Source organism: Thermoactinomyces sp. CICC 10523 (assembly GCF_016055105.1).
In the GTDB taxonomy this organism is placed as follows: Bacteria; Bacillota; Bacilli; order Thermoactinomycetales; family Thermoactinomycetaceae; genus Thermoactinomyces_A; species Thermoactinomyces_A daqus.
In genome coordinates, this window is record NZ_JAECVX010000010.1 from 103829 (window position 1) to 125695 (window position 21867).

21 protein-coding genes are annotated in these 21867 nt (G+C 49.8%); 9 read left to right on the forward strand and 12 right to left on the reverse strand.

What is annotated here, in order from left to right; all coding sequences use genetic code 11:
• Nucleotides 1–48: 48 nt before the first annotated feature.
• The gene (locus I8U19_RS12940) at nt 49–1308 is read left to right on the forward strand and encodes a helix-turn-helix domain-containing protein (RefSeq protein WP_033099536.1); all 1260 of its coding nucleotides are present in this window, start codon (nt 49–51) and stop codon (nt 1306–1308) included.
• 435 nt (nt 1309–1743) lie between these two features.
• Here I8U19_RS12940 and I8U19_RS12945 read toward each other — a convergent pair whose 3' ends face one another.
• On the reverse strand, nt 1744–2163 hold the full coding sequence (locus tag I8U19_RS12945) for a thiol-disulfide oxidoreductase DCC family protein (RefSeq protein ID WP_033099537.1): 420 nt from the start codon (nt 2161–2163) through the stop codon (nt 1744–1746).
• 216 nt (nt 2164–2379) lie between these two features.
• On the opposite strand from I8U19_RS12945, the gene I8U19_RS12950 reads away from it, so the two are divergent.
• Nucleotides 2380–3306, forward strand: a complete 927-nt coding sequence (locus tag I8U19_RS12950) for an RluA family pseudouridine synthase (protein ID WP_052153937.1) — start codon at nt 2380–2382, stop codon at nt 3304–3306.
• A gap of 104 nt (nt 3307–3410) precedes the next feature.
• Here I8U19_RS12950 and I8U19_RS12955 read toward each other — a convergent pair whose 3' ends face one another.
• The 4 genes from I8U19_RS12955 to I8U19_RS12970 form a co-directional block, all read right to left on the reverse strand.
• Nucleotides 3411–3713, reverse strand: coding sequence for a YunC family protein (locus I8U19_RS12955; protein ID WP_198056086.1), 303 nt, complete (start codon nt 3711–3713; stop codon nt 3411–3413).
• 88 nt (nt 3714–3801) lie between these two features.
• On the reverse strand, nt 3802–4059 hold the full coding sequence (locus I8U19_RS12960) for a DUF6154 family protein (RefSeq protein WP_033099539.1): 258 nt from the start codon (nt 4057–4059) through the stop codon (nt 3802–3804).
• A 182-nt stretch (nt 4060–4241) separates the two neighbouring features.
• Nucleotides 4242–5717, reverse strand: a complete 1476-nt coding sequence (locus tag I8U19_RS12965; RefSeq protein WP_198056087.1) for a bifunctional metallophosphatase/5'-nucleotidase — start codon at nt 5715–5717, stop codon at nt 4242–4244.
• 50 nt (nt 5718–5767) lie between these two features.
• Complete coding sequence (locus I8U19_RS12970; protein WP_033099540.1) at nt 5768–6634, reverse strand: DUF72 domain-containing protein; 867 nt, start codon at nt 6632–6634, stop codon at nt 5768–5770.
• A 273-nt stretch (nt 6635–6907) separates the two neighbouring features.
• Between I8U19_RS12970 and I8U19_RS12975 the strand changes: the two genes are divergently transcribed.
• A complete protein-coding gene (locus tag I8U19_RS12975; RefSeq protein WP_052153939.1) occupies nt 6908–7318 on the forward strand; it encodes a M67 family metallopeptidase in 411 nt (136 codons plus the stop codon).
• Nucleotides 7319–7355: 37 nt separating this feature from the next.
• The gene (locus I8U19_RS12980; protein WP_198056088.1) at nt 7356–8828 is read left to right on the forward strand and encodes a nicotinate phosphoribosyltransferase; all 1473 of its coding nucleotides are present in this window, start codon (nt 7356–7358) and stop codon (nt 8826–8828) included.
• A 103-nt stretch (nt 8829–8931) separates the two neighbouring features.
• Here the strand turns inward: I8U19_RS12980 and I8U19_RS12985 are convergent, their stop codons facing one another.
• From I8U19_RS12985 to I8U19_RS13000, 5 genes are all read right to left on the reverse strand, one after another.
• On the reverse strand, nt 8932–9633 hold the full coding sequence (locus I8U19_RS12985; RefSeq protein WP_198056089.1) for a creatininase family protein: 702 nt from the start codon (nt 9631–9633) through the stop codon (nt 8932–8934).
• A 124-nt stretch (nt 9634–9757) separates the two neighbouring features.
• Nucleotides 9758–11038: an isocitrate lyase gene (gene aceA / locus I8U19_RS12990; RefSeq protein WP_198056090.1), complete on the reverse strand. Its 1281-nt coding sequence runs from the start codon at nt 11036–11038 to the stop codon at nt 9758–9760.
• Nucleotides 11039–11044: 6 nt separating this feature from the next.
• Nucleotides 11045–12661, reverse strand: a complete 1617-nt coding sequence (gene aceB, locus I8U19_RS12995) for a malate synthase A (protein WP_198056091.1) — start codon at nt 12659–12661, stop codon at nt 11045–11047.
• Nucleotides 12662–12981: 320 nt separating this feature from the next.
• Nucleotides 12982–13104 (reverse strand): hypothetical protein, encoded by a 123-nt coding sequence (locus I8U19_RS17515; RefSeq protein ID WP_255517848.1) that lies wholly within the window; start codon nt 13102–13104, stop codon nt 12982–12984.
• 275 nt (nt 13105–13379) lie between these two features.
• The gene (locus I8U19_RS13000) at nt 13380–14225 is read right to left on the reverse strand and encodes a YihY/virulence factor BrkB family protein (protein ID WP_160173793.1); all 846 of its coding nucleotides are present in this window, start codon (nt 14223–14225) and stop codon (nt 13380–13382) included.
• Nucleotides 14226–14437: 212 nt separating this feature from the next.
• On the opposite strand from I8U19_RS13000, the gene I8U19_RS13005 reads away from it, so the two are divergent.
• The 5 genes from I8U19_RS13005 (at nt 14438) to I8U19_RS13025 (ending at nt 19277) form a co-directional block, all read left to right on the forward strand.
• On the forward strand, nt 14438–15769 hold the full coding sequence (locus I8U19_RS13005) for a helix-turn-helix domain-containing protein (protein ID WP_033099545.1): 1332 nt from the start codon (nt 14438–14440) through the stop codon (nt 15767–15769).
• Complete coding sequence (locus I8U19_RS13010; RefSeq protein WP_033099546.1) at nt 15753–15956, forward strand: hypothetical protein; 204 nt, start codon at nt 15753–15755, stop codon at nt 15954–15956. Before I8U19_RS13005 ends, I8U19_RS13010 begins: the two co-directional genes overlap by 17 nt.
• A gap of 174 nt (nt 15957–16130) precedes the next feature.
• A complete protein-coding gene (dapD, locus tag I8U19_RS13015) occupies nt 16131–16841 on the forward strand; it encodes a 2,3,4,5-tetrahydropyridine-2,6-dicarboxylate N-acetyltransferase (RefSeq protein ID WP_198056092.1) in 711 nt (236 codons plus the stop codon).
• A 71-nt stretch (nt 16842–16912) separates the two neighbouring features.
• Nucleotides 16913–18121 (forward strand): aspartate aminotransferase family protein, encoded by a 1209-nt coding sequence (locus I8U19_RS13020; RefSeq protein ID WP_033099548.1) that lies wholly within the window; start codon nt 16913–16915, stop codon nt 18119–18121.
• A gap of 13 nt (nt 18122–18134) precedes the next feature.
• The gene (locus I8U19_RS13025) at nt 18135–19277 is read left to right on the forward strand and encodes an N-acetyldiaminopimelate deacetylase (RefSeq protein ID WP_198056093.1); all 1143 of its coding nucleotides are present in this window, start codon (nt 18135–18137) and stop codon (nt 19275–19277) included.
• A 17-nt stretch (nt 19278–19294) separates the two neighbouring features.
• On the opposite strand, the gene I8U19_RS13030 is transcribed toward I8U19_RS13025, so the two are convergent.
• The gene (locus I8U19_RS13030; RefSeq protein ID WP_198056094.1) at nt 19295–20149 is read right to left on the reverse strand and encodes a dimethylarginine dimethylaminohydrolase family protein; all 855 of its coding nucleotides are present in this window, start codon (nt 20147–20149) and stop codon (nt 19295–19297) included.
• A 286-nt stretch (nt 20150–20435) separates the two neighbouring features.
• The gene (sufB, locus tag I8U19_RS13035) at nt 20436–21866 is read right to left on the reverse strand and encodes a Fe-S cluster assembly protein SufB (protein WP_033099551.1); all 1431 of its coding nucleotides are present in this window, start codon (nt 21864–21866) and stop codon (nt 20436–20438) included.
• Nucleotide 21867: the final 1 nt, after the last annotated feature.

Sequence of the window (21867 nt, forward strand, 5' to 3'; positions counted from 1 at the left end):
ATTTTGTTAGAAAAATGCGAATAGTAGAGAAGGAGGTATCCAAGCTTAATGGATTTTGTCAAGGTCGGGCAACTGATCCGCAAAACTCGCAAGGAACGCGGGATGACCCTTGACGATCTGGCTGATGACTATATTCCCCGGGCCACTCTCTCCTCAATTGAACGCGGATTGACGCAAAATCATGTCAAGGTTCGCTACCTTCTCCGTAAGCTGGATCTGTCTCTCAGCGAACTTTCCAAAAAAGATCAGGAAGAAGCCGAAGAACGCCGGCTGGATTTGCTGATCCTGGAGAACAAGCTGTACGCCGACCCCAAAAAAACCCTTGCAGAACTCTCCAACCTCCCCCCTTCCTACGATGGCCCACTTCTTCACTTTTTAAAAGGAAGATGTCACTTCAAATTAAAGCAAAACAACAAAGCCGTTGAGTATTTTCACAAGGCCTTGCAGGAGATCGAAAAAACTGTCGACTATCAACCGCATAATTTAAAACCCTGCATTTTGAACAACCTGTCGGTCATCGAGTTTAAACACACCAAAAACAAAGAGAAAGCCTTGCGCTATGTGGAAGAAGGAATCAAAAGTTTTGATCCTGGCGGGGAGCGAAAATATTATTACACCATCCTTTTAACCAATAAGGCGATCTATCTGCGCGCATTGGGGAGAGCGGAGGAAGCACTGAAAACCCTGGAGCAAATCACCGTGGATTCACTTGATATCAATATCGAAACAGCGATCGGCATCTATGATCTGCAGGCAAAACTGAAAATGGAGATCAAACTCTATGACGAAGCGGCCGCCTGTGCGCAAAGAGGACTGGAAATTGCGAGAATTAACGATAATTTTGAACGGCAACTCGAGCTGTACATCACCTTGGCCGACATTTACCGCGGGCGTAGAGAACTTGACCGCGCCGAAAAATGCCTGAAAGCAGCCATTGATTTGAAAAGCAAAATCTCGCGAAGACACTGGCTCCTCCTGGAAGCATATCAAAAGCTCGGAATTGTCTATTTTGAGAAAAAAGAATTCCAGCTTTCTCACGACATATTACAGAAAGCATCGAAAATTGCAAATAGAGAAAATGATATGTTAAAATACTCTAAAACATTGCTATATATAGCAAAAATCTTACTTGCAGAACAAAAAACATCCGATGCAATCAAATATTTATTAAAAGTCTATGAGTTAGATACGGATACCAGCAGCAAGCTTGAAGCATTGTTTGGACTGGCACAAGCCTATCTGGCACTCAATGATGAACCCAACTACGCAAAATACTCGAAGCAATACTTCCAACTGGCCAAGGGGTAAGTTGAAAAAGGAGGGGCTTCCTGTGGTGTATCTCGGCGTTTTCGGCGATCCTCCAAGTGATACCGAACCGATTGATTAAAAAATGGAGGGCTTCCTTACTCGTGTGTGAAAGAAAAATTTTGGTGCTCTTGGGTACCGAACCATTCCCATCATGAAAGGGAGCCTTCCCTTTATCCGTTTGCGACAACTTTTCCCTTGGTATGGAGACTTTCGGATCAATCGTCCCTCCGGGTTCATCGCTTCAGGATGACATCTCGGTAATCTCCCCTTGCATCAATTTCTCTCACCTGTTAACGACTTCACACATTCCCTGGCGAACGCATATTTTCCGACCGCCTCCCGCCCTCCCCGATCTCCGGACACCTTCAGCAATTCGTGAAAAAATCGGAAGGCGATTTTTCGACAGAGGGATGTGGTGCGGCCGATCAAATTGGTTTAAAAATCTTCAAGAAAGCGGTCCCGCATCTCCTTGTCCGGCACCATGCAGCTCTCGGTACGCCCAAACCAACGGTAACGCCGTTTGGCCACCTGGCGGTACAGATAATCGCGAACCGGACGCGGAATCGCTCCAAGGAGGGAAAACCATCTCCATCCTCCTTTCAGCCGCCGGCAAATCCTCAGGACTGCTGCAGATTCTGTGTAACATCGTCCGTTTTCCAGTAAAACGATCGATTCCAGCGCCCCCGGTTCAATTCCATATCCAGGCAAAACGGAACAGGCCACTTTGGATTGCAACGAGGCAAAACGAAAAACACCGGCCTTATCCTTTTTAAGCAAAAATTGCACCCAATGATTGCAGAAGTTGCATACCCCGTCGAAAAAAATCACCGCAAACGGGAAATTCCTCCCATTCATTTTACCCACCCTCTCTGTTCTTCCGCCTTGAGCTCCCCCGGTTCCGAATGATCAGTCAAGGGGCAGCACTCTCCGCTCATTTTTTCTTCCATCCCCGGTTTTTCCCAAAAAGACATTCACATTTATGTTTCATGGTACGTTTGCCTTTTGTTTGAATGGAGTTAAACTGTAGTTAAACCATATTCTTTATCACATCTTTGGAAAAGGGAAAACGCCATGGTGAAAACAATGAACAATAAATGGATTACCTATACGATCAAGGCCGATTTGGAAGGGATGACCGTTGAAGAAATTCTCAAAGGCCCCCTCCAGCTGTCCGGCCGCATGATCAATCGGTTAACCCGGCGGAAGGGAATTCTGTTAAACGGACGTTCCCCCTGGATGAAACAAAAAGTGAAAACAGGCGATCAGATCAAGGCTGCCGTTCGCCCGCTCGAGAAATCCGATCTGCAACCCGAGCCGGTGCCGTTCACCATCGTTTATGAAGATCTCGATCTGATGGTAATCGACAAACCGGCCGGGGTGACCGTTCATCCCGTCCGTCCCGATGACAGGAGCACTCTGGTTCACGGCATCCTGCATGTATGGGAACAGCAAGGGGTTTCGGGCGTACCGAGACCCGTTCACCGCCTCGACCGGAATACCTCGGGTTTGATCCTGATTGCCAAAAATGCATACATGCACCAGCTGCTCGACCGGCAACTGCGGCAGAAAAAAATCGAACGCCGATATTTGGCGCTGCTCGGCCGCCCTCTGCCCCGTCTTGCCGGCACGATTGATGCCCCGATCGGTCGTGATCCCGGCCACCCCACCCGCCGGAAGATAAAGAAGGGCGGAGAGCATGCGGTTACCCATTATCAAGTGCGAGACCAAAATGAACAGGGAGCCTTGGTCGAGGTGCGCCTGGAAACCGGACGAACGCATCAAATTCGCGTCCACTTTGCTCATTTACAAGCTCCCCTTATGGGAGACAGCTTGTATCAAGGGGAACTTTCCCTGATCAAAAGGCAAGCGCTTCATTCCAGCGTGCTCTCTTTCCTCCATCCCTTGCAGGGGAAAGAAATGCGTTTCACCTCCCCGCTTCCGGACGATATGAAACAGGCGGCAGATCGATTGCGGCTTTGCTGCCATACTGATCCGTGAGACAGGACGGCCTGACCGGCAATCCACTTTCGCGGAAAATGAAAAACCTTCGGAACATCACATCCGAAGGTGAGGCTGTAGACAAAAATCAACAAAGGTATTCTTCACATCATCTTGACCAGTGCTTCTTTGCCCGTCATTCCCGAAGTAATTCCCATCGACTCGGCCGTGTGCGTAACCGATTCGAGGGGAGCATCGAGCAGCTGTTCCAATGTACGGACTCCCACTGCCCTTGCCGCAATTATGTTGCGGTCGGAAAGACGTTCGTTCAATAAAGCGATATCCAATGCTCCACACATGATATATCCCTTATCGGTTGTGATCACCAGCAATGTTGTTTTCGGCAACTTAACCTCGATTCCGAGAACCTGGCGACCATCGATGTCAATCGGCTTCATCTCAATCAAGCGCATTCCCTCCTCAGCCCTTACTTCTTACAACAAAGTATGAGCAAACGCCCAAAAAAGTGAGAGAATGCGCCAATTTTTTTATGAATCAATGATACCGGGACGGAGTTAACAACGACCTGTGCGGCTGGAGCTTTCCATCCTGAATCATTTTCATTTTCAGCATCTCCACCAAATAGACACCCAGCATCTGCATAATCTCATCATCGCTCATCTCATCAATCAACTGGAGTACATTCTCGCGTGACTGCTCTTCCAGAATGCTGAGAACGATCGCAACCGCATCTTCTTCATCATCATTTAACTGATCCCTGTATAGCGAATATACTTCATCCACAAAACTCATCGCGGCAACCTCCCTTATGTATATTGTAGAACAGTGCTTATCCTTTTGCGAGGTTTTTCCTTTAGGTTAACAATAAATGGTTTATTAATGCGTTTCAAGAATGATCCACGGAATCCATCTCAGAAAGAGCCATCGCAATCCGAAGCGCGGTTCCCGCACCCCACCTGATTTTGCTTGTGCTTTCACACTTGGGTTGTGCCGAAAAGACATGAATGTTTCCTTGTTTCATCAATCCATCTCGGCTCCCTGCATCTTTGGAGCGCATCTGTTTTTTTGAGCTGCACTGCCAGCAAATCCCGCAAAAACTCAGGCAGATAAAAGCGAATGATCTCCCCTTCTTTCAAGCCGAGGTATCCGGCACCAAAGGTAAACATGTCGATGGTGGCCAGCTCATATTCTTCTTCCTCATTCAGTTCCCTCGGCCCTACCATGATGCGAAGAATTTTTTCATGCGGTTTGGCACGGGAATCATACTCTACCTTCATTCCCGACACAGCCATCGATCCGAGAACTTTTCCCCGAAAGCCAAATCCGCGAATCGGCTGTTCCTGAAATTCGGGCAACAGCGATTCTTCCAGCGTCTCCTTGATTGCTTTTCCTTTAATCCTGATTAAAGCCGGGTTGATCGGGTGCGGACAAACCCGGTGCAAATCTTTGCGGGTAATCAGGCCGGAACGGACCGACTTGAGCAATTGGCCGCTGTTCACCAGGGCGATGTCGGCCTGCACCCAGTCACGCAGGCTGTCAGCCAGCAGATTGGCAAATGGCGCTTCACCATACCAGTCGGTAATCAACGGTTCGGGCAAATAAGTGATGGGTTCGGACAAATTACGTTCCGCCTCTTCCCGGTAGCGGTCAATCAAACTGAGAATTTCAGCCGATGCCTCCTGGCCTTTCAGCTCATAACAGCGCCCCTCCACACGGATTAAACGCTTCTGCTCAAGATCGATTTCCAAGGAAACATGGCCGAGATACTCGGCAAACTTGCCGGCCGCCGCGATCCATGTCCCCTTCTCCCGCTCCGGTTCGGGGAGCAAATGGTGCGTGTGCGCACCGAGAATCATATCAATTCCCTCCAGTTGGCCTGCCAGCAACCGGTCGTTCGGCAATCCCAAATGCGACAGCAAAATGAGCAAATCCACCTGCCCCCGCAGAGAATGAACGGCCTCTTTCAGAACGGTCAGCGGATCTTTCACGGTCCAGCCCATTTGCTCATACACCAGCGGGTACGGAATCGTCGCCGCCAGGAAACCAAATTTCACCCCGGCTACTTCCTTGATCTTGTACGGCGAAAGCCAACCGGGCTGGCGATCGCTTCCGTATTCAAAAACATTGCTGCTGATCACCGAAAAAGAAGCATCACGGAAGAGAGCATCAAGATGATCCTTGGAAAAAGTGAGCAATTCATTGTTGCCAAATGTAAACAAATCATAGCCGGTTTTCTCCAAAATCGCCCGGTTTACCCACCCATCCGTCCCTTCCGTTTCCATGCGCATGCGATCCATATGATCGCCGACATCGATTAAAAGTCCTTCTTCTCCCTGCGCGGCCCATTTCTCCCGAAGCGAAGTGACCAGATGGTGAATTTGCGCCGCCCCGTCCAAACGGCTGTGCAAATCATTGGTATGCAAAAGGTGGAATCGTTTTATCAAGCCCACAAAAAACCTCCCTTAAGTCGGCTCTCTTGCCGGCCGGCTTTCACATCCGGTTATTCAAAAAAGGCCAGCTGTCTCGGCGCCAACCCCTCGAACTGCAATCCCAATTTCCCGATCATTTTCATGGCGCTGTCCTTGGCATCCCCCTGCGAATTGTTATTAAAAAGGATCGTAATGCTCTTCGCTTTTTTCTGCAATTCCCGAATCGGCCCGACCCATTCCTCCAGCTCCTGATCGGAATAACGGTATGCATAACGGACGTCCCGCCAGTTGGGCTGGCCGGTATTATTCCATCCAGACCGATTGCGTCCGTGAAAGCGAATCAGTACCTGCTCCGGATTCGTCACCGCCAGTACAACCGGAACCGAACCTTCCCCGGCCTGGGGTTCATCGCAAATAACGTGTATCAATTTTTCCCGCTCCAAAAATTGCAGCGTTTTATCATGAAACTCCGCCCGGAACCAGCTCTGGTTGCGGAACTCGATCGCCACCGGAAAATCGCGAAACGCTTCCCGAACCCGGCGAATATATTTCACATGTTTTTGGCTACAATCATACCAAGGAGGGAACTGAAAAAGTAACATTGATAGTTTGCCCGACTTCATCATCGGCATAACCGATTCGATCATTTCTTCGACCAGCTGCGTCCAGGAGCGTACCGGCGCCCGCTCCGTTCGCCCGTGACCGGTCAATTCGCGGTAAGCCTTGACGACAAAGCGAAATGACTCCGGTGTCTCCTCTGCCCATCGCTCCATCCGCTCCTTCGGGGCGATCGCATGATAGGTGCTGTCCACTTCCACTACAGGAAAATAACCGGCGTAAATCGCCAGCTTCTCCCGCGATCCCGTTCCCGGCGGGTACAAATCATGATCTCCCCATCCGCATAAACCCACTTGAACCGGGTTTACTATTCTACTCATCAGAAATCTGCCTTTCTGGTAAAATTCCGTAAATAATGAGCTTCTCCCTTCATTCTACCATTAGTGATATCGGAAAAAAACGTCAGGTCGCGTATTCTTCAAAAGTGTGTTGCAAGTTTGCTTAAGCTTGTTCCATCAACCGCTTATGCCGGAAATCCCTGATCGTTTTCTCCCAATCACGCAAGTTGCCCATAGACTTCATCTTCAGAGAAATATAAAATAATGGGAGATTCATAGATTGGGTTGATCAAATCCGGCGGGGAGAGCTGAGGGATGAAGCCATCCTTTCTTACCATTCACTCTTATGTAATTGAACAGATGAAGGAGTACTGCCTGAATCAGTATCCGCATCAGGGATACGGTTTTTTGGCCGGCCACGGGTCCGTGATCACGCATTTTTTTCCAATCCCCGGACAAAACAGCGGCCCTTGTTTCCTTGATTTTGAACCGCGTGCCTACTTTGAAGCCGTCAAAAAAATCCGTTCCCTTCAGCTGGAATGGCTCGGCGTTTTGCATTCCCATCCGCTCAGCGATGCTTATCCATCGGCCCGCGACCGCTCAGGCTGGCATTTTGTCCACAAAAGTTTTTGGATTCTTTCCCTGAAGGATAAACAAGTGCAACTAGGCGCTTACTATATAAAGAAAAACCAAGCGATCCCGATCATTTATAAAATCACTGATTAATCCCATGGCAATACAGACAGACAGGAGTTTACAAAAAATGAATTTGCCACCGATTTCCGCACTGCATACGGATAAATACCAAATCACCATGATGTACGCACACTTCAAAAACAAAACGCATCATCACCGGCGGGCATTTGACCTGTATTTTCGCAGCCTGCCGTTCGGCAACGGATATGTTGTCTTCGCCGGTTTGGAAAGAGCCGTTCATTATCTGGAGAATCTGCGTTTCACCGAAGAAGACATCGAATACCTGCGTTCAATGAATGAACACTTTGAACCGGAATTTTTTGATCTGTTACGTTCGTTCCGCTTTACCGGAAATATCCATGCCATGCCGGAGGGAACCATCGTTTTTCCCGATGAACCCCTGGTCAGGCTGGAGGGAACGGTGATCGAGCTTCAGTTGATTGAAACGGCGCTCCTCAATTTCATCGGTTACCAGTCACTGATCGCCACCAAGGCAGCCCGTATTCGCCATATTGCCAAAGACGACATGCTTCTGGAATTCGGGACACGCCGCGCCCAGGAAATGGATGCCGCCGTCTGGGGAGCCAGGGCCGCCTATATCGGCGGGTTTGACGCCACCTCCAACACACTGGCCGGCAATGTGTTCGGCATTCCCACATCGGGCACGCATTCGCACTCCTGGGTGCAGGACTTTGACAGCGAGTTGGAAGCGTTCCGGGCCTATGCCGCTGCTTTTCCGGATCAAGCGGTGCTTCTCGTCGACACCTACGACACCTTGAAAAGCGGTATTCCGCACGCCATTCAGGTGGGACTGGAGTTAAAACAGCAAGGAAAAACCCTGGCCGGAATCCGTCTGGACAGCGGCGACCTCGCTTACCTTTCCAAAAAAGCCCGGAAAATGTTGGACGAAGCCGGACTTACGGAAACCAAAATCGTCGCTTCCAGCGATTTGGACGAATTCACCATTTTAAATCTGAAATCGCAGGGGGCGAAGATCGACGCATGGGGCGTCGGCACCAAATTGATCACCGCCTATGACAAACCGGCATTGGGCGCTGTGTACAAAATGGTCTCCCGTTATGAAAACGGCGAATGGAAACCGACGATTAAAATTTCTTCCAATCCATCGAAAGTGACGACTCCGGGCCTCAAAAACATTTATCGCATTGTGGACCGCAAGAACGGAAAAGCCCGCGGCGATCTGCTCACCCTGCTTGAAGAACAAGTGGATGAATCCAAACCGCTGGTTCTGTTTCACCCGCTGCAACCTTTCCGACGCAAAAAGGTGAAACATTTCCGGGCCATTCCCCTCTTGCAACCGATTTTTAAAAACGGCGAACGGGTTTACGAGCTGCCTTCATTGGACGAAATCCGCCGTTATCATCAACAGCAGCTCTCTCTCTTCTGGGAGGAGCATTTGCGCATATTAAATCCAGAAGAATACCATGTGGATCTATCAGAAAACTTATGGCAGACGAAACAACAGCTTTTGCATGATATCTATGAATCGATCAAAGCGGAAAATGGCCACCACGATTAGGATGCGATGAACCGGATGAGAATCCAAAACAAAGAGCGACGCAAACGGGGTTTGCCCCGGTTTTGTGTCGCTCTTTGTTTTGGTTGGCTTTAAGTCTTGCTTATCATGTTCCTTCCATGAATTTCCGAACTGTCATTGAAATTTGCTCCCCCAAAGCTTGCAGGAGGATTCTCCCTTTGTCTGCACTGGCCCGGGTCGGAAATCCAATCGCTCCCGTTTCCGTATAAGGTTTTATTCCGCATGCCGTCAGCAGATCGCGTTCCGGCGAATCCACATCCACCCTCTGCTCCATCCTCACCAATGCCTCATCCAAGTACATGAGAATGGATGTTTCTCCCTCCCCCGCATGCATGTCACGCGAAGGAGCGGCCGAAATCCCGGCCTGTTCATACGCCTTTTCCCAATGTTTGCGGCTGGGCGCAAGCAAAATGCGTGAATGATCCACATTCATCTCCTGTGCAATATTCCCCAACAAATAGTTTCCGCCGTGCCCGTTGATCATCACGATCTTGTCCACGCCCATGCGCTCCAATGAGCGGATAATATCCTTGACAACCATGATAATCGTAATGGACTGCAACGAGATCGAACCAGGAAAGCCCGCATGCTCGAATGATGCGGAATAAGGAAGCACCGGGCAGACAAACGAGTGGTCAAATCTTTTGGCGCATTCATGTGCAATCGCTTCGGCAATGATGCTGTCGGCAGCGATTGGCAAATGATACCCATGCTGCTCCAGCGAACCGATGGGCAAAAAGGCGATCTCCACGTTTTTCACTTCGGGCCATGTTGAAAAATGGTTCATTGATTCATCCCCCTAAGGAACTCTTCTATAAACTGTTCGATCCGGGATCAACTCTTGCCTGCCGGACACATCAAAGAAGCCGCCCGCAGCAACCCGGACGGCTTTCTTCCAGACAATCTCCCGGTCACGCCGTAAACTGTTCTTCTTCTGTCGAACCTGACATGGCAGTGGTTGAAGAGGTTCCTCCGGAGATGACCATGGAAACTTCATCAAAGTAGCCCGTACCCACTTCCCGCTGATGGCGCGTGGCGCTGTACCCTTCGTTCTCCAGTGCAAATTCGGCCTGTTGCAGCCTGGAGTAGGCGGCCATTCCCTCTCTGTTGTACTCTTTGGCCAGCCGGAACATGCTGTGGTTCAGGGCATGGAAGCCGGCCAAGGTCACAAATTGGAATTTGTATCCCATTTTCCCGAGCTCCTCTTGGAAGCGGAGAATCGTTTTTTCATCCAATTTCTTTTTCCAATTGAACGACGGAGAGCAGTTGTAAGCCAGCATTTTCCCCGGAAACTTGGCATGAATCGCTTCAGCGAACTGCCGTGCTTCCTCCAGATCGGGCTCCGACGTTTCACACCAGATGAGATCGGCATACGGTGCGTAAGCAAGCCCGCGGGCAATCGCTGTTTTCAGTCCGTTGCGAATCCGGTAGAATCCCTCCGCCGTTCGTTCATCGGTGATAAACTCGTGATCACGTGGATCGATGTCACTGGTAATCAATTGGGCGGCATTGGCATCCGTGCGGGCAATCAGCACGGTCGGCACCCCCATCACATCTGCGGCCAGCCTCGCCGCAATCAGATTGCGCACTGCTTGTGAGGTGGGAATCAGCACTTTCCCGCCGAGATGCCCGCATTTCTTTTCGGAAGCCAATTGGTCTTCAAAATGAACACCGGCAGCCCCGGCTTCAATCATCGCTTTCATCAGCTCAAACACATTGAGCGGCCCTCCAAATCCCGCCTCCGCATCCGCCACGATCGGAACAAACCATTCCCGGTCCGTTTTGCCTTCCACATGCTCAATCTGGTCGGCCCGCTGAAGCGCCCGATTGATCCGTTTCACCACCTCGGGAACACTGTTGGCCGGGTAGAGACTTTGATCCGGATACATCTGTCCGGCCAGATTGGCATCAGCCGCAACTTGCCATCCACTCAAATAAATCGCTTTTAACCCCGCTTTTACCTGTTGTACTGCCTGGTTCCCGGTCAAGGCACCCAATGCGCGGATAAAGGGCTCGCGGTGCAGCAAATCCCAAAGACGTTCCGCCCCTCTTCTGGCCAACGTGTATTCGATTTGAACCGATCCGCGCAGACGCAGCACCTGCTCCGGCGTGTAGGTACGGGAAATCCCTTTCCAACGGGGATTTTCCTTCCAATCTTTTCGCAACATCTCTGCCTGTTCAGCATATCTCATTGATCGTCATCCTTTCTGATCGAATTGGAAAAGAAGTCCGGAACCCGGGAGTGTCAGGAATTCCGCAAATTCACTATCGAACACCAATTCAGAAAACAGACGGCGCGCTTCCTCGAATTTCCGATCCGGCCACTGCTGTTCACCCACTTCATTTTTCAATTTTTCCAACTCTTCACCGATCATCTCGCGCACCAATGCCGGGCTGATGTTCCGCCCATCCTCCAGCACCCCTTTTTCATGGCGAATCCATTGCCACACCTGAGCCCGGGAGATTTCCGCGGTTGCCGCGTCTTCCATCAGATGGTCGATTCCGACCGCCCCGAATCCGCGAATCCAGGCTTCGAGATATAAAATGGCCACACGGATATTTGTGCGCAATCCCTTCTCCGTGATCTTGCCTTTGGGAACTTTCAGCAGGTCTTTCGCGGAAACGGCGACATCCTCCCGCTGCTTCCCGATCTGATTCGGTCCGGGCATAAACCGGTCAAATACTTCCCTGGCGACGGGAACCAAACCGGGATGAGCCACCCAGGTGCCGTCATGCCCGTCTTTCGCTTCCCGCTCTTTGTCGAGCCGGACCGAGTTTTTCGCGCGCTCATTTGCCCCGGGGTCGTTTTTGACCGGAATTTGCGCAGCCATTCCGCCGATGCAGGGGGCGTTACGACGGTGGCAAGTTTTGATCGCCAGCAAACTGTACGCCCGCATGAAGGGTGCGGTCATGGTCACACTGGCCCGGTCCGGCAAGATCACCTCAGGAAAATTCCTTAATCTTTTGATAAAACTGAAGATATAATCCCAGCGCCCGCAATTTAAACCGGCTGAATGCTCACGCAGTTCGTAAAGAATTTCATCCATTTCAAACGCAGCCATGATCGTCTCAATCAAAACAGTGGCCTTGATCGTTCCGCGCGGAATGCCCAATTCGTGCTGGGCGAACAAAAAGACATCATTCCAGAAACGCGCCTCCAGATGGCTTTCCAGCTTGGGCAAGTAAAAATAGGGCCCGGATCCCCTTTTTATGAGCAGGCTGGCATTATGGTAAAAATAAAGACCGAAGTCCACCAATCCTCCCGGAACCGGCTGGCCGTCAACCCAAATATGGTGTTCATCCAGATGAAGCCCGCGGGGTCTGACAACCAGTACCGCCGGATTTTCCTGCAGGCGATAGGTTTTCCCGTTTTCGCTGGTAAATTGAATCGTCCCGCGAATCGCATCGCGCAAATTGATCTGACCTTGAATCATGTTCTTCCATGTGGGAGAACTGGCGTCTTCAAAATCGGCCATAAACACCTTCGCCCCGGAGTTGAGCGCATTGATGACCATTTTTCGGTCTCCGGCCGGCCCGGTGATTTCAACTCGCCGGTCCTTCAAGTCTTCCGGCAGATCGGAAATCGCCCAATCCCCTTCCCGCACCGCTTTGGTTTCCTCGAGGAAGTCGGGCCAAATCCCGCGATCCAGATCAGCCTGCCGTTTCATTCTGTTACATAACAACCGATCCCGCCGGGCGGTAAAAGCCCTGGCTAATTTGCCAATAAACGAAAGTGCCCCTGCTGTTAAAATTTCTTCATAGGCTGGGGGGATCGGGGCATTCACTTTGATCCCTTCCAATTCCAGATCATACATCGTATTTCTCCCCTTTGATCACGATTTGCATTATTATATAACAGAAACCCCTTGTTAGTAACTATATTAGCACAGTTACTGTTATATAACAATACCTATTTTCGATTTTTTCATTCTTTCCGGAAAAGAAAAACCGCTCTGCCAAAAGAGCGGCCGGCTTGTTTCAAGTTCCGATAGATCAGTCGGATCCGGAGGCATCTCTTTGCTCCCGGATCCTTCTGCTCATGTTTGTCGGCATACACCCTATCGGCAGAGCGATCTTAAACACAGGTTATAATATCGCTTTGTATCTCCGTTAAATCAGCCCGCCTGAATCCCGGTCAAAAATCGATATCAATCTCGACACCATCATCAGGCAATTCCCATTTCAGCCCGCCTATTTCGAACTCCAATTCACCGTCTTGCGGCTCGATATTCAATTCAATCGGATCCCATTCTTTCATCTCTTCACCTTCTTTCTGTTTTTAATCCGGCTCATATGGGATTTACCAACCGTTTGTGAAAATAATAATTTCAATTATATATTTATTTCTTCGATTACAACTTTATTTCCCTCCCGCAGCCGCACCGATTGCCGCCGAGTTATAAATAAATTAAATATTTAGACACAACTGGTTGGTGAAATCTCACCCGTATTTGGATGAGATGGCTGCCAAACATCCTGACCCTATCTATTGTGACGAGACAAATGCCCGAAAAGTTTCACCGGAACTACTTGTCAATATACTTTCTCCCCCGTTTCCGTCACGGCTCTCCCCAACTTCACCTGATACCAGGTCGCATTGATCAATCCCCCCAGGACAAGCACGACTGCCGACAGGTAAAACCAGCCGACCAAAACGATGATCGCTCCTAAATTCCCATAGATATGGGAATAATTTTGATTGATCGAAACATAAAACGAAAAACCGTACGAACTGATCTGCCAGCCGAGGGTTGCAAAAACAGCACCGGGCAATGCCTGCCTGAAGGAGACGCGAATGTGCGGGGCCCACTTGTAAAGATTCCAAAAGACGGAAAATAAAACGAGCGTACTTAACAGCCAGCGAACCCAAACCCAAAACTCCAAAAACCATTTCTCCACCCCGAACAAGCTGAAGACGAATTCCCCCAATATCTTCCCGAAAATCGGCAGGGTCAAGGAGACGATCAGGGCGACGAGCAGGCTGAACATCAGAAAAAAACCGATGATAAACTCACTCCAAAAAGTCCGTTCGACATGAACGCGATAAGCGTTGTCCAGAATCCGGATGATCGACCGGAAGGCAACTGAAGCGAGATAGATCGTCACAATCAAACTGACGGAAAAAATGCCACTGTTTTGCTGATCCAGAATACTGGTCAAATTGGAAGCAATGAGTTGGTAAGTGCCGGCCGGAGCATACGGTTTGATCATTCCGAGAATATTGTCGGACCGGAACGGAAGAAAGCCGAGCATCGTGACCGCCAGCAGCAAAAAGGGAAACAGGGACATCAGGAAGTAATATGCTAATTGGGCAGCCAAATCAAAAATGCCGTCTTCCCAAATTCTTTTCCGCAAAATCTTTAAAAATAAAATAAACAACATGATTCCTCCCAATATGGATAAACAAGCTCTATCTATCTTTTTAACCTATTTTTTCAGCAAACATAACGGATTGTAAAAGATGTTCGCCACGAGGCTGTTAAAAAAACGACCAGATCACCAGTATATTTAAGAAAATTAAAAAATACACATTCCCAATTTTTTTAAAAAGGTGTAATATAATAATAATCAGGTTAAGAGAGGTGACCGGGATGAAGACCTTAGCTTTGCACGAAATCGGCGAAGTGATCCGGAAGGTGAGAAAAGACCGCGGGCTCAGGCTGGAGGACTTGGCCGACGAAAATATCTCCCCGGCGACGGTCAGCAATATCGAACGCGGAGTCGCACATGTGAGTCCCGAGAAAATTTCATATCTGCTGGAAAAATTGGATCTTCCAATGCATAAACTTCCGGAAATGCTGGTACAGGAGCAGGAAGAATTAAAAAAAGTAAAATTTAAACTTCTCACCATCGCCACTCTGCGAAAAACAGGATTTATCGACGAAGCGCTCGACCTTTTGGAAGAACTCAACTTGGAAGAAAGCCATCCATATATTGCCCACGCCTACTATTTTAAAGCTAAATGTTACATGGGTAAACGAAAATGGAAGCAAGCCGAACGCGCTCTATATAACGCACTTCGCATCTCACAGCAAAATCCGTACAAAGAAAACAACATGGAAGCGGCCAGCTACCTTCTTTTGGGCTTGATCAGCTATTACCGCAATGATATTGAACAAGCCCTGGAATTCACCAACAACGGAATCGAGGCATTTGTGGAAGACGGTGAAAACCGGCATATCAAAGCCCTTTTATACCGCAACAAAGGGGTTTACCTGCAACGAACCGGACGCATCACCGAAGGAATTCAGCTGGTTCATGAAATATGGGAGCAAATCCCGTTAATGGACGATATCGGAACTGCGCTCGGCTTTTATTGGCTGAGGTCCGAGTTTTCCAGACTGTCCGGTCTCTTGGATGAAGCGATCGAAATTGCCACGGAAGGAATCGAAATCTCGCGCCGCAACAAACAATACGACAGCATGTGCGATCTTTGGACCGTTCTGGGCAGTGTATACACAGCGAAAAAGGAATGGGATCTCGCGGAAACCTCCTTCAAAATGGCCCTGAAACTCGAAGGAAAATTCCCTGAAGACCAACGCCTGACCACCGTATATACCCGGCTCGGCATTCTCTACATGAAGCAGGGAAGAAACGAAAATGCGTACGGCGCTTTGGAAAAGGCAATCAAATATGCAGAAAAGTTCAACGATACTTCCCGGCTCAGCACCAGCCTCATCATGATGGGCGATTTGTGTCAAATTATCGACAAAACGGACGAAGCGATCTCGCACTATCAAAAAGCCCTGGAAATCGCGCAAAAACAGGGATACAAAGAGAAAGAATTTAAAGCCTGGTTCAGCCTGGCCCGCTGTTTTGACGGAAAAGACGAGCAGGAATTTCAGAATTGCATGCGAAATATGTATAATGTAAAGAAAGAGTTTAATAGAAAGGAGGTAGAATTCCTTGAGGAAAGCATCTAAATTTATTTCCATTTTGGTTGTTTCCTCCTTTGCGCTGGTTTCAGCTTTTACCCTCCTCTTTCACGTGCAAAAACATTCTCTCCAAATGGCAAGCAACAGCGAACCGGGCGGACTGAGCATCCATATCACCAACAGTGAACCAGGCGGATTGGCCCCTGATGGAAACAGCGAACCAGGCGGTCTCTAATACCGGGAGCCGGGCGACCCATTTGCAAACATGGGGGACCCGGCTCCTTTGTTTTGACCGGGCTGGTTTTGTAAAAGGATGACATATGTTATACTTTACTGTGTTGAAATCTGTTTGTATCCGCGAATTTCAAGGGATTCCTTTTTTAATACCCGCAGAAAGGATGCCGAAAGTATGAAAGAAATGGACGCACACCAGATCATTGAGTTTATTCAAAAAAGCGAAAAGAAAACCCCGGTCAAAGTACATATCAAAGGGGATTTGAACAGCCTGAAATTTGATAGTGACATAAAAACCTTTATTAACGGCAACGTTGGCGTTTTGTTTGGTGACTGGAAAGCGATCGCTCCCGTCCTGAACGAAAACAAGGATAAAATCGAAGACTATGTGGTGGAAAATGACCGCCGCCATTCTGCGATCCCGTTGCTTGACCTGAAGCAGATTGAAGCGCGGATCGAGCCTGGGGCAATTATTCGCGACCAGGTGGAAATCGGAAAAAATGCCGTCATCATGATGGGAGCCGTCATCAATATCGGGGCCGTCATCGGTGAAGGCACCATGATCGATATGAACGTTGTCGTCGGCGGACGCGGCACAATCGGGAAAAATTGCCACATCGGGGCCGGCGCAGTCATTGCCGGCGTCATCGAGCCGCCATCCGCGACACCTGTTGTCATCGAGGACGATGTTGTAATCGGCGCCAATGCCGTCATCCTGGAAGGGGTTCGCATTGGCAAAGGCTCGGTCGTTGCTGCGGGCGCCGTTGTCACCAAAGATGTTCCGCCCAACACCGTTGTTGCCGGAACTCCGGCCCGCGTGATTAAAGAGATCGACAGCCAGACCCGATCGAAAACAGAGGTTATTCAAGCATTGCGCGAGCTTTAATCGGCCCGCTACCCCATCAGAAGAAATTTGGCCCTCCGGGGCCTCATTTTATATCAAAAGGAGAAGGCAACATGACGACGAACTGGCAAGAACTCGACCAAACCTATATCATGCCGACTGTACAGCGTCTGCCGATCGCCATTGAAAAAGCGGAAAACAACTATCTTTATGATACAGCGGGAAACCGCTATCTCGACCTGTTCACCGGCTTGGCCGTCAACATCCTCGGTCACGCGCATCCCCGTCTGATGAAGGCATTGGAGGAACAAGGACACCGCTTTCTCCACATTTCCAATATCTTCTTGAATCCGCCGGCCATCCGTTTGGCGCTGCGGCTGGTAAAGCACACTTTCGGGAAAGGGAAGGTTTATTTCGGCGGTTCCGGGGCAGAAGCGACCGAAGCGGCCATCAAGCTGATTCACAAATGGGCCCGGCGGGAACAAAACGGCAAAGAAGGCATCGTCGTGCTGAAAAACAGCTTTCACGGGCGAACGCTCGGTGCACTGCGCTTGACCCGGCAACCGGGTGTATACCAGGATTACCCGCAACCAGCTTTTCCCGTTTATGAGGTGGAAATGAATAATATTGCCGAACTGCGGGAAGTTTGCAGGCAGAACCGGCCGGCCGCCATCCTGGTGGAACCGATTCTCGGTGCTGGTGGCGTCGTATCGCTTTCCGAATCGTTCCTACGCGCGATTGATGATCTGTGTGCCGAAGAGGAAATGCTCTTTTGCGTGGATGAGATTCAAACGGGAATGGGACGCACCGGTACCTTATTCGCGTATCAGCAATTTGATTTAACTCCTGACGTCATCTTGTTCGCCAAAGGGATCGGCGGCGGACTTCCACTCGGCGGCATCATCGCGGGCGAAAGGGCAGCCGATGTATTTAAACCAGGCGACCACGGAACCACATTCGCTCCTTCTCCGCTATCCGCAGCCATGGGCAACGCCGTCCTCGATGTATTGTTGGAAGAAGGGGGATTGGAACAGGGCAAACAAAGGGCCGATTATCTGTGGAGACGATTGGAGGCTCTAAAAGAAAAATACCCGCATCTGATCACGGGTATGGACGGGCGGGGCATGATGATCGGCATCCGTACCTCCCTGTCTGCCGAGAATGTGATACGGTTGCAAAAAGAACTGCTCACGGACGGAATTTTGGTCAATGTGACGGCCAAAACCGTGATTCGCCTTCTCCCGCCGCTGACGCTGAAACGGGAGGAAACCGACTTCTTCATTCAGGCGCTGGAAAAACGTATGCTGCAAATCGCCGATTAAAGGAGAAAGAGCAATGACTGATCGTTTTATTGAACTGCGCAGACAATTGCATCAGATTCCCGAACCGGGATTTTGCGAGGTGAAAACGCAACAGTTCATCCTGGACTATCTCTCTTCCCTGCCCCCGCGCCTGCAAATCAAAACCTGGCGCACGGGAGTACTGGTGAGAATCCCCGGACAGAATCCAAAACGCTGTATCGGCTACCGAGCGGATATGGACGGACTTCCCATCACCGAACAAACCAGTTACCCGTTCCGTTCCAAACATGAAGGTTACATGCATGCATGCGGACACGACATGCACATGGCCATCGCCCTGGGGTTGATCACCCATTTCTGTGAACATCCGGTCGATGATGATCTCCTGTTCATCTTCCAGCCGGCGGAAGAAGGTCCGGGAGGCGCTTTTCCCATGCTGAAAAGCAAAGAGTTTTCCGATTGGAAGCCCGACCTCATCCTGGCGCTGCACATCGCCCCGGAATATCCGGTGGGTACAATTGCCACCCGTCCGGGAATCCTTTTTGCCAACACGTCTGAGCTGTTCATCGATCTGTGCGGCACCAGCGGTCACGCAGCCCGACCCCATCTGGCCAATGACATGGCGGTCGCTGCCGCGGAACTCACACTGCAATTGCAAACGATCGTCTCGCGCAATCTGAATCCGCTTGATGCCGGAGTGGTCACCATCGGAAAGATCGAAGCCGGAACCAAGCAGAATATCATCGCCGGACACGCCCGCCTGGAAGGGACGATTCGCACGTTGTCAACCGAAGCGATGGAAACGGTAAAACAGCGAATTCAGGCGCTGGTTCGCGGGATCGAAACCGGATTTGACTGCAAGGCCACTATCGACTGGGGGGCCAACTACTGCCAGGTGTACAACCATCCGGAACTGACCCAATCGTTTTTGCAATGGGCGCAAAATCACACCCGCTTCCATGTGGTCGAATGCAGCGAAACAATGGCCGGAGAAGATTTTGGCTATTTTTTGCAGGAGATTCCCGGTTTCATGTTCTGGCTTGGAGTTGAAACCCCCTACGGTCTGCACCATCCGCAAATCGAACCGGATGAACGGGCAATCGCCGTGGCCATCGAGACTGTATCCGGCTATTTGAAACATTTATCTCAAAACGACAAAGCATTTCCAGCGGGATGACCTCCCGCTTTTTTTCTTTACTCCCGGACGAGCGGCAGGGTGATACAGCGAAATGCCCCGCCTCCTTTGGTTATTTCGGATATATCCACTTCTTCCACTTCATACCCTCTCCGCCTCAGCTCACGGTTCAGGCGACCGAATTGCGGCTGGCTCAAGACCACTTTATTTCCAATCGACAATACATTGGCAGCTAGTCCAAACTGTTCCTCTTCCGTCACCTGAATCAACTCCCGGACAGAAGAGAACATCGCCAGTGTTTCCTCTGAAAAAGCCGGGGGATAAACAATCGCTTCAGTCGGGGATAAAATGTTGAAAATACAGTCAAGATGAAGATATTTTTTCTCCAATGGAATCCGGTGCCAAGTAAAATCAGGGAGGCGCTTTTCCAACTCATCAACCGCTTTTCTGTCCGTCCGGCCGCTCAGCCCGACCCAAACCTGATCACCGTCGACGAGGATATCTCCTCCCTCGACGGATCCGTGTCCGACCTCAATGTAAGGAAGGCGCCATTCTTTTAACCGCCTGACCAGCTCCGTTTCTTCTCCCTGCCGCACTTCTTCTTTCATATTGGCCAGCAGAAGCTCTCTCCCCACCACGCAGGCAATATCCCTCGTATAAACCTGGTCGGAATATTCTGGATCCGAGTGCAGCAAAATCACCTCAACTCCATGCCTCTCCAGGGTTTGCACCACATTTTCAAATTGGTGTTTCGCTTTTTCGCGGTCAATCTCCCCAATATGGACCCGTTGTACCCGGTTAATCACTTCTGAAATGTGAAAGTAAACAGGTGGACACATCAACACGGTTTTAAGCTTTGAATATTCGCTGTAACAGGAAAGCTCCAGATCCGTCAGTTCGCGCTTCAAGGTCATGTTTTTTCCGCCCTCCGTTTAAAAGGAACCTCATAAACCTTCGTTAACATTTACCCTTATTATGCGCGAACAACCTTAAAAAAATGGAATCGCGAAGCCGTCCTGGTCAAAAAAAACCGATCCGCCCGCTAGAAAAAACGCGTTCCGATCACCAATGCAAACATCAGCACCAAAATTCCCAGCAGAATAAAATAAAAATACTCGCCGATCCATTTCATCCTGATTCCTCCTCTGTTAAAAACGCAAAACCGCCAAGCTGCCTCACTTGACGGTTTTGCGGCAGAATTTATCCGATTGAACCTTCCATCTCAAATTTGATGAGACGGTTCATTTCCACTGCATATTCCATCGGAAGCTCCTTGGTAAACGGTTCAATGAAGCCCATAATGATCATTTGTGTCGCTTCTTCTTCGGAAAGACCGCGGCTCATCAGATAGAAGAGCTGTTCTTCACTCACTTTGGAAACGGTCGCCTCATGCTCCAGTGTTACGTTGTCATTTTTGATTTCATTATACGGAATCGTATCGGAAGTTGATTGATCATCCAGAATCAGGGTGTCACATTTGACGTTGGACTTGGAGCCCGTTGCATTCCGCCCGAAGCTGGAGAGTCCGCGGTAGGTCACTTTACCGCCCTGTTTGCTGATCGATTTGGAAATAATGGTGGATGTGCAGTTCGGCGCATTGGCTACCACTTTGGCGCCTGCATCCTGGTGCTGTCCTTTACCGGCAACGGCAATCGACAGGATATCCGCTTTTGCTCCTTCTCCCTGCATAATGACAGCCGGATACTTCATGGTCAATTTGCTGCCGATGTTTCCGTCGACCCATTCCATATGCGCACCGCGATAAGCGACGGCCCGTTTGGTCACCAGGTTGTAAATGTTGGGCGCCCAGTTTTGAATGGTGGTGTAACGGCATCGTGCATGATCCTTGACGATGATTTCCACAACGGCGCTGTGCAATGAATCGGTGCTGTAAATCGGTGCAGTGCAACCTTCCACATAATGAACGAACGAACCTTCATCCGCGATGATCAACGTGCGTTCAAATTGTCCCATATTTTCCGAGTTGATGCGGAAGTAAGCCTGCAACGGCACTTCACAGCGAACGCCTTTCGGCACGTAGATAAAGCTGCCGCCGCTCCAGACCGCACTGTTCAAAGCAGCGAACTTGTTGTCTGAAGGCGGTACGACCGTACCGAAATACTCTTTCAGAAGCTCCGGGTATTCACGGACAGCCGTATCGGTGTCACAGAAGATAACCCCTTGCTCTTCCAGTTCTTTTTGCATATTGTGGTAAACCACTTCAGATTCGTATTGAGCCGACACACCGGCCAGGAATTTTTGTTCCGCTTCGGGAATGCCCAGTTTGTCAAAGGTTTGTTTGATTTCCTCAGGGACTTCATCCCAGCTGCGTCCCTGGCGCTCGGATGGTTTGACATAGTACGTGATGTCGTCGAAGTCAAGTTCATCCAGTTTACCGGGCAAAATGGAAAACCACTTGCTGTTCTCCGCAGAAGGCATCGGCATTTTATAAAACTGCTCCAGCGCCTTTAAGCGAAATTCAAGCATCCAGTCCGGTTCGCCTTTCAAGCGGGAAATCTCTTCGACCACTTCGCGGCTTAACCCTTTTTTGGAGCGGAAAACCGAAACGTCTTTATCGCGAAAACCGTACTTGTACTCCGACAGATCGGGCAGTTGGTTTTGATCGGCCACG